This window comes from Halomonas sp. BC1, assembly GCF_002078135.1.
Classification (GTDB): domain Bacteria; phylum Pseudomonadota; class Gammaproteobacteria; order Pseudomonadales; family Halomonadaceae; genus Vreelandella; species Vreelandella stevensii.
The window spans coordinates 1-7,484 of record NZ_LFGS01000005.1 but is presented as its reverse complement, the minus strand read 5'-3'; the positions used below and the strand labels follow the sequence as shown (position 1 = coordinate 7,484).

Genomic DNA, 7,484 nt, shown 5'->3' with positions numbered 1-7,484 from the left:
GGTCAAGGGGGACTCCTAACCGTTGGTAAGCGTGGCCAGCAGCTCGTCGATCTCTGCTTTCAGCTCGTTGTCTTCAATCGTTTGGGCGCTGGCCTGGGCGCGCTGCAAGCTTTCGATGGCGGCCTGGGGCTCGCCCAGCTCCACCTGCAGGGTGGCCATGGAAAAGCCAATCGAGGCCAGATGGTCGTTCGACTGCTTGGCCACCGCCTTGTCCAGCGCCTTTTGGTAGATCGGCAGCGCGTCTTCCAGCTCTTCGGTGAAGTCGGCCAGGGTTTCCCACTGCTCGGGGTGGTCTTTCTCGGTGTTCTCATGCTCGGTGCAGATCGCCTGCAGCTCGGCATAAAGCGCTTCAAAGGTGGCGCGGTCATCCTTGGACGCGGCCTTCATCAGCTTTTCGGCCAGCTCGTACACCGCCTTGTAAATTTTGGTGTTGATCATCAAACCACGACCTTATCGACGTAAAACAGCAGGCTAAAGCACACAGGCTTCGCCGGGAAGGGGGCATTATACCTTGTGTGAGGCGGGGTACGGTGACGCGGCGGGCAATATTCGAGCAACGGCGGGCCGATTTTACGCTATGCTGCACCACTTTTTACGTTCGACCCACCTAAGACTCGCTGTCAGGGCCCCTTATGCCTTTTTCTACACTCGGTTTATCCACTCCCCTCGTTCAGGCGATTACCGAACTCGGTTACCAGACGCCCACGCCCATCCAGGAACAGGCCATTCCCGCCATTCTCTCGGGGAAGGACCTCATCGCCACCGCCCAAACAGGCACCGGCAAAACCGCCGCTTTCGTACTGCCGCTGCTGGAGCGCTTCAGCAAGGCAGAAGCGCTGCGGGCCAAGCGCATCCGCGCGCTGATTCTGGTGCCCACTCGCGAGCTGGCGGTACAGGTCAACGCCAGCGTGGCGCAATACGCCAAGCATACCCAGCTCACCTCGATGGCCGCGTATGGCGGTGTGGATACCGCGCCCCAAAAGGAGCGTTTGATCGAAGGCGTGGACATTCTGGTGGCCACACCGGGCAGGCTGCTGGACCTCGCGCATCAGCGCGCCCTGCACTTCGACGAGCTTCAGGTCATGGTGCTGGACGAAGCGGACAGAATGGTCGACATGGGCTTTGTGGATGATATTCACAAGATCATCGTGCGCCTGCCGGAACAGCGCCAGAACCTGCTGTTCACGGCCACCATGACCCAGGACGTTCGCGCCCTCGCCCGCAGTTTTTCAGACAGCAAGATGACCGACCTGGCCGCCAACATCGCCATCACCCCCAACGTTCGCGCCGCCGACACCATCGAACAGTGGCTGATCACGGTCGACAAGGACACCAAATCCGCCCTGCTCAGCCACCTGATCAACGAACAAGCCTGGGACCAGGCGCTGATCTTCGTCGAGAAAAAGCACAGCGCGGCCAAGCTGGTGGCCCAGTTGGAGAAACGCGGCATCGTCGCGGACTCCATCCATGGCGGCAGAAGCCAGGCCATGCGCGAAAAGATTCTGGCCCAGTTCAAAACCGGTGAGCTCAAGTACCTGGTGGCCACCGGCGTCGCCGCGCGGGGGCTGGATATCGGCGAACTGAGCCGAGTGGTGAACTACGACCTACCCTTCCAGCCGGAAGAGTACATCCACCGCATTGGCCGCACCGGCCGTGCCGGGGCTTCCGGGGAAGCCATCTCGCTGGTGGATATCAGCGATTTCAAGAACCTGTGTGCCATCGAACGGCGCATGAACCAGCTCATCGAGCGCCGGGAAGTGGCAGAATTTCCGGTCAAAAAGGCCGTCCCGGCCTCCAATTTGAAGCATGTGAAGAAAGGCAGCCGCTAGACGTTGTACGCAACATCGGCGAGTGATGGCCCGCAGGCAGGCGGCAGGCCTTACCCCTGAGCGGGTGAAAACGCCGCCAGCAGCTCGGCGTTGGTGGGGTACTTCTCCAGCAGCGCCAGCAGCTTCTGCGCGCCGTCGGTTGGCTTGAGCGGCGTCAAGGCTCTGCGCAGGCTGCGTACCTTTTCGATCTCGTGGGCCTCGATCAACAGCTCTTCTCGGCGGGTACTACTTTTGGCAATATCGAGCGCCGGGAAGATGCGCTGGCTGGCCACCTCCCGCGACAGCACCAGCTCCATGTTGCCGGTGCCCTTGAACTCCTCGAAGATCACCTGATCCATGCGGCTTCCCGTTTCCACCAGCACGGTGGCCAGAATGGTCAGCGAGCCGCCGTTTTCGATGTTCCGTGCCGCCCCGAACAGTTTGCGGGGGATTTCCAGCGCCCGGGTATCCAACCCGCCCGACATGGTACGGCCACTGCCCCGCTGCCCCGCGTTGTGCACCCGGGAAAGCCGCGTCAGTGAGTCGATCACGATCATCACATCGTGCCCTTCCCCGGCTTGCCTGCGCGCCGTTTGCAGCAGGCTATCGGCCACGCGCACATGGTGGGCGTAGCTTTCGTCAGACGACGAAGCGTGCACCTCGGCGGTCACGCTGCGCTTGAAATCGGTCACTTCCTCCGGGCGCTCATCGATCAACAGGGCATACAGCTTGATCTCGGGATACGCCGCCGCCACGGCCTGGCAGATATGCTTCAACAGCGTGGTTTTCCCCGCCCCCGGCGGCGCCACGATCAGCCCGCGCTGCCCCATGCCAATGGGCGTGATCAAATCCATCGCCCGCACGCTGTGCTCACGAACGCCGTGGGCGAGATAAAGGCGCGGGGAAGGATGAATGGCCGTGCCGTTGAGAAAGCGCTTTTCGGGGTCGGTATGTGATTGCTCTTCGAGTGAGGAGTCGGCCACTGTCTCGGCTGGCTTGGCCTCTGGGGGCCGTTTCGTTTTGAGGCTTAGGGTTTTGCGGGTCATGGTTGGAGCCGTCTTGTCAAAGTGAGGGTTCGTGGTTGGCCGTGTTCGTGGTGACTCGACGGCGGATGTTAAACGTAGGCATGGTATTCAACGACCTCCCTGACGGCACACAGTGCTTTTTCAAGCTGCTGAATATCTACCGATGCTAGCGCAAGACGGATGGCATGGGGCACCTGGGCTGCCGTTGAAAAGGGAGCTGCGGTCGATACACTGATGCCTTGTTGTAAAAGCGCACTTGCCACCCGGTCGGCACGCCCCTCTTCCAGCAAGGGCAGCCAAACGCAGTAAGACGCAGGGTGTGCCTGATAGCGCATGCCCTTGAATACCCGAGCCACCACCGCTTGCCGCTGTGCGGCATCCTCACGCTTTTGCTGTTCCAAACGCGCCACCGTACCCTCTAGCACCCATTGGCATACCATCGCCGTCATCACTGCTGGCGTGTTCCAGGTCGTCGCACGAATCGTGCGCTCTATCTCGGCAACCCATTGTGCAGGTGCCACCACATAGCCAACCCGCAAGCCGGTGGCCACGCTTTTGGAGAAACTCGACACGTATATCGTACGTTCGGGGGCAAGCTTGGCCAGCGGCGGAGGCGCCAGGGTCTCAAGAAACGCATAGGGAGCATCCTCGATGATCAGAAAATCGTGTTGCTCGGCCAAGCCAATGAGCTGATGCCGCCATGCCAGCCCCATTACCCACCCCATGGGGTTATGAACGGTGGGCTGAACATAGACTGCACGAACGCGGCGGCGCTGGCAAAGTCGCGCGAGTGCACACAAGTCGGTTCCTTCCACATTGGCGGGCACTGCTGCCAGTTCCAACCCTAAGCGATGCGCCAGGACACTAAAGCCTGGGTACGTGATGGCATCGACGGCGATCACATCACCCGGCTTGAATAGCGCCATGGCCGTGGTCGCCAAGCCATGCTGAGCACCATCGACCAGCAATAACCGTTCCGCAGCGACGTTTAGACCACTGCGCATCACGTGCTCGGCAACGATCTCTCTCTCATGCAGACGACCACCGTGGGGCTGGTAGTGGAGCAATGCACTCACATCACCTGATGAAGCGAGCTGGCTTAGCGCTGCGCGCAGCAGATCCGCCTGCCCCGCCACAGTGGGGTAATTGAAGCTGAGGTCTAGCAGGCCATCGACGACTTGCTGCTGGTCTACCCCCAGCCCCGGCGGCAGCGCAGCATCCCTCACAAACGTTCCTCGCCCCGTTTCTCCCACCACAAGCCCCATGGCTTCAAGCTCGGCGTATACCCGTGTTGCCGTGGCCAGCGCCAATCCGTACCGCTGGGCAAGTTGCCGGTGCGTAGGTAAGCGCGTGCCAGGGCGGTACTTTCCAGCACGAATCTCCAGCGCGAAGGCATCGACTACCTGTTTGTATCGGGCACGTGGCATGGGCATTGTATCCATGACAATAATTTGATTGTGATATATACCATGCCTAGCATGCGATACGTGACCCCACCAGGAGCTTCACCTCATGCATATCGCCATCCTTACCTTCGAAGGCTTCAACGAACTTGACTCATTGATCGCCCTGGGCATTTTGAATCGCATCAAACAGCCCGGCTGGCGCGTATCGCTCATGTGCCCGGAAGCCAAGGTGACATCGATGAATGGCGTTACCCTCCACGCCCAAGCCTCTTTCGCAGAGCTGGCAAGCGCCGATGCCGTCCTGATCGGTAGCGGCATCCATACCCGTGAGATTGCTGAAAACGAGCACTTGATGGCCCAGCTTACGTTGAACCCCGACCAACAACTTTTGGGCGCACAGTGCTCGGGCACCTTGCTGCTCGCCAAACGCGGCCTTCTCGGGAACGTTCCTGCCTGTACCGATCTCACCACCCGCCCCTGGGTGATGGAAGCAGGCATCGAGGTATTGAATCAGCCGTTCTTTGCCAGCGGAAATATCGCCACTGCAGGTGGCTGCCTGGGCTCACAATACCTGGCCTGCTGGATGATAGCCCGCCTGGTAGGCATGGAGGCAGCCGAAGAAGCCATGCATTATGTGGCCCCAGTGGGGGAGAAAACAGAATACATCGAGCGCATGGTGCGCAATATCGGCCCATACCTGCCAGCGGCAGGGTCTTCGCCACGGATGGCCGCTCATCTGAGTGAATGATGGCGTGGTGTGATGGGCATGCCAAGGAAAAGGCTACGCTACTGGCACAGATCACCGCTTCTGAAGGATCGCTGAATAAGTGTGCCAGTGCTTATTTTTGCCCATGAGCGTCATCCCTGCCCTGCTTTGTTCTTGAAGGGTAATGACGTGGTAGTCATCCGCAAATAGCGTGGACAGCGTAGCGGGCGTGTGGATGGTCAAATGGCGGCTTTCATCTTGTGCCCAGGTATCATCAGGCCCCATGAAATGGCCACAAAACATGCCCCCTGAGCTCAACGATTGAGTCAACCTGTGCCACACCGTTGGAAATACGTCAGGGTGACAAAAAAACAGGCTCATACACGCGGTGATCAAGGAAGCAGGCGGATACTCGAACTCATCAAAACGGGCCTGAGAGGTAAACAGCGACAACCCCAGATGCGCCTTGCCCTCTTCTTGTAAGCGCTCGATGGCCAGTGGGTGATGGTCAAACGCATGCACCCGATAACCGTGCTCCACCAAAAACAGGGCATTCCGCCCTGCTCCACAGCCCATATCAATGGCGGTCCTGGGCAGCTCGCCGGGTAGCCGCTCGACGGATTCACGTAGGTGCGGATAAATATTCAGCTGCTTCGAGCGCTCATAATAAGTGCCGTGGCTCATTCTGCCCCTCCATATGCCAAGGATGCATGATCACGTGAATACCTCACGGCACCGTGCGTTACGACGAAACATCGGCACCATAGGCTTTTCGATAAAACCAAAAGCTCATTAAAAGCGCCAGAATGTTCACACCCACCAGGGTGGGAAACGAGTCATTCATGAACGAATACTGAAAACCACTGCCCAGCATGGCGTTATAGCCATAACTGATATTGCCTAAACCCACCCACACGGACAGGTAAGCACCCGAGCCAAAAAAGTAGCCCAGCACAGGCGTATTAAAAACAGGCACCTGTATTAGCCAAAATTTGAAATTGGCACGCGCTGCGTTCGGCTGTTTCTCTAACAATTGAATGCCGCACCAGATACCCCACGAAAACAACAGAATAAAACCAATACAAAACAGCCAGTCCAGAACATGCGATGACACCATCATGTAAGGCATCGTGGAAGATATACCAATACCTCCCCCCGCAATCGTCATAGCCCCCAATACGCGCCGCTTCCAATCGTTCATCTTCATCCTTAGCCAAACGTATAAGCACACTCAAATTAAGGGGGCTAATTAAACCATGAGACAGGTGGTAAAAAAAGTAGCTTTGGAAGCGGTTCTGGTATGCTACTGGGATTGTATCAGGGGTGATGTCAGACCTCTTACAAAAGGCCCAGCCAGTCGTTAATCAAGGCTAATACATCCGCCCCAACCGTCGGTTATGCATTATTCGTAGTGGCTCCAGAGCCTGAGAACTTTCACCACTCGCTCGTCATCGAGCACTTGAGAGACCAGGCGATGCTGAATATTGATGCGGCGTGAATAGGCCCCCGCAAGATCACCCACGAGCTTCTCAAACGGGGGAGGCTTGCGGTATGGGTCTTCGGCTACCAGCGCTAGCCGTTCCTGCGCTTTTGGTTTGAGGCCGCGGGAGGCTAGCTTCTTTGCATCTTGCTGGGCGTACCTAGTGTAAACCAACGTCCATGTCACCAGTCCAGCTCCTCATCGCATTCATCCAAGGGAGCAGCCACCCCCTCACGAATAGATTCCCGCATACCGGGTACGGAGAGCAGGTAAAGTGTTTCCTGAATGGCAGACCAGTCTTCCTCGGACACCAGCACGGCGTTGTTTCGCTTACCCATGATGACGATGGGGTGATGCGACTCGGCGGTCTCGTCGATCAACCGATACAGGTTGCTGCGCGCCTCAGTGGCTGTGATTCCGGTCATGACGCACCACTTTTATGTTCAACTTTTCACCAAGGTGTACGGCTTTGGGTCCGTACGTCAAGGCGGACGCTTTGTATAGCGCTGCAAGCAGCGGCGCGACTTTATCGCGTCGGCCTGCCTTGCCTTGTTATGGGTGCTTTGCCATGATATACCAATATTTGGTACAGGAGTCTCCCCATGGCTAGAAATACCAGCATTACACTCGGCCCCCACTTTGACGAGTTTATAGCCACTCAGGTTGAAAAGGGCCGCTATGGCTCGGTGAGCGAGGTGGTACGTGCCGGACTGCGTCTGCTTGAAGAAACGGAAAGTAAGCTTGAACGGCTCCAACGCCTCCTGGATGAAGGCGAACAGAGTGGAATCGCAGAGTATTCCCTTGAAAGCGTTATTACAGAACTGGACAACGAAGCTCACTGATGCGTCCATACCTGCTCACTACCTCTGCCCGAAAAGACGTTGTCGAGATAGGCCGCTTCACCACCGAAAAGTGGGGAAAGCGCCAACGCGATACGTACCTCAGGCAGCTTGACGATGCTTTCAAACTGCTCGCTCGCCAACCTGATATTGGCCGCGATGCGGGTGACATAAAACCAGGGTACAAAAAGTTCAGTCAGGGCAGTCATGTTATCTTTTA

Annotated in this window: 11 protein-coding genes; 4 read left to right on the top strand and 7 right to left on the bottom strand. The window is 57.7% G+C overall.

Annotation, left to right across the window (positions count from 1 at the left end; genetic code table 11):
- Positions 1–15 precede the first annotated feature (15 nt).
- Complete coding sequence (locus B7L72_RS04600; RefSeq protein WP_081138882.1) at positions 16–438, bottom strand: Replicative DNA helicase; 423 nt, start codon at positions 436–438, stop codon at positions 16–18.
- Positions 439–632: 194 nt separating this feature from the next.
- Between B7L72_RS04600 and B7L72_RS04595 the strand changes: the two genes are divergently transcribed.
- Positions 633–1,829, top strand: coding sequence for a DEAD/DEAH box helicase (locus B7L72_RS04595; RefSeq protein ID WP_016914147.1), 1,197 nt, complete (start codon positions 633–635; stop codon positions 1,827–1,829).
- Between the two features lie 50 nt (positions 1,830–1,879).
- On the opposite strand, the gene rho is transcribed toward B7L72_RS04595, so the two are convergent.
- Together rho and B7L72_RS04585 are read right to left on the bottom strand one after the other, a co-directional pair.
- Complete coding sequence (rho, locus tag B7L72_RS04590) at positions 1,880–2,854, bottom strand: transcription termination factor Rho (protein WP_081192851.1); 975 nt, start codon at positions 2,852–2,854, stop codon at positions 1,880–1,882.
- Between the two features lie 68 nt (positions 2,855–2,922).
- On the bottom strand, positions 2,923–4,260 hold the full coding sequence (locus tag B7L72_RS04585; protein WP_081192849.1) for an aminotransferase-like domain-containing protein: 1,338 nt from the start codon (positions 4,258–4,260) through the stop codon (positions 2,923–2,925).
- Between the two features lie 85 nt (positions 4,261–4,345).
- Here B7L72_RS04585 and B7L72_RS04580 point away from each other — a divergent pair, with 85 nt between their 5' ends.
- Positions 4,346–4,987 carry a DJ-1/PfpI family protein gene (locus tag B7L72_RS04580; protein WP_081192847.1) on the top strand — a complete coding sequence of 214 codons (642 nt, stop codon included), beginning with the start codon at positions 4,346–4,348 and terminating at the stop codon, positions 4,985–4,987.
- Positions 4,988–5,038: 51 nt separating this feature from the next.
- Here the strand turns inward: B7L72_RS04580 and B7L72_RS04575 are convergent, their stop codons facing one another.
- The 4 genes from B7L72_RS04575 to B7L72_RS04560 form a co-directional block, all read right to left on the bottom strand.
- Positions 5,039–5,629 (bottom strand): class I SAM-dependent methyltransferase, encoded by a 591-nt coding sequence (locus B7L72_RS04575; RefSeq protein WP_081192845.1) that lies wholly within the window; start codon positions 5,627–5,629, stop codon positions 5,039–5,041.
- 58 nt (positions 5,630–5,687) lie between these two features.
- Positions 5,688–6,146: a hypothetical protein gene (locus B7L72_RS04570; protein WP_139788441.1), complete on the bottom strand. Its 459-nt coding sequence runs from the start codon at positions 6,144–6,146 to the stop codon at positions 5,688–5,690.
- 201 nt (positions 6,147–6,347) lie between these two features.
- A complete protein-coding gene (locus B7L72_RS04565; protein ID WP_081192841.1) occupies positions 6,348–6,611 on the bottom strand; it encodes a Txe/YoeB family addiction module toxin in 264 nt (87 codons plus the stop codon).
- A complete protein-coding gene (locus tag B7L72_RS04560; RefSeq protein WP_081192839.1) occupies positions 6,608–6,850 on the bottom strand; it encodes a type II toxin-antitoxin system Phd/YefM family antitoxin in 243 nt (80 codons plus the stop codon). The genes B7L72_RS04565 and B7L72_RS04560 overlap by 4 nt, the downstream gene beginning before the upstream one ends.
- Before the next feature lie 177 nt (positions 6,851–7,027).
- Here B7L72_RS04560 and B7L72_RS04555 point away from each other — a divergent pair, with 177 nt between their 5' ends.
- On the top strand, positions 7,028–7,267 hold the full coding sequence (locus tag B7L72_RS04555; RefSeq protein WP_016914150.1) for a type II toxin-antitoxin system ParD family antitoxin: 240 nt from the start codon (positions 7,028–7,030) through the stop codon (positions 7,265–7,267).
- On the top strand, positions 7,267–7,484 hold a 218-nt coding region (locus tag B7L72_RS04550), incomplete at its 3' end, for a type II toxin-antitoxin system RelE/ParE family toxin (protein ID WP_081193100.1). The genes B7L72_RS04555 and B7L72_RS04550, both read left to right, overlap by 1 nt.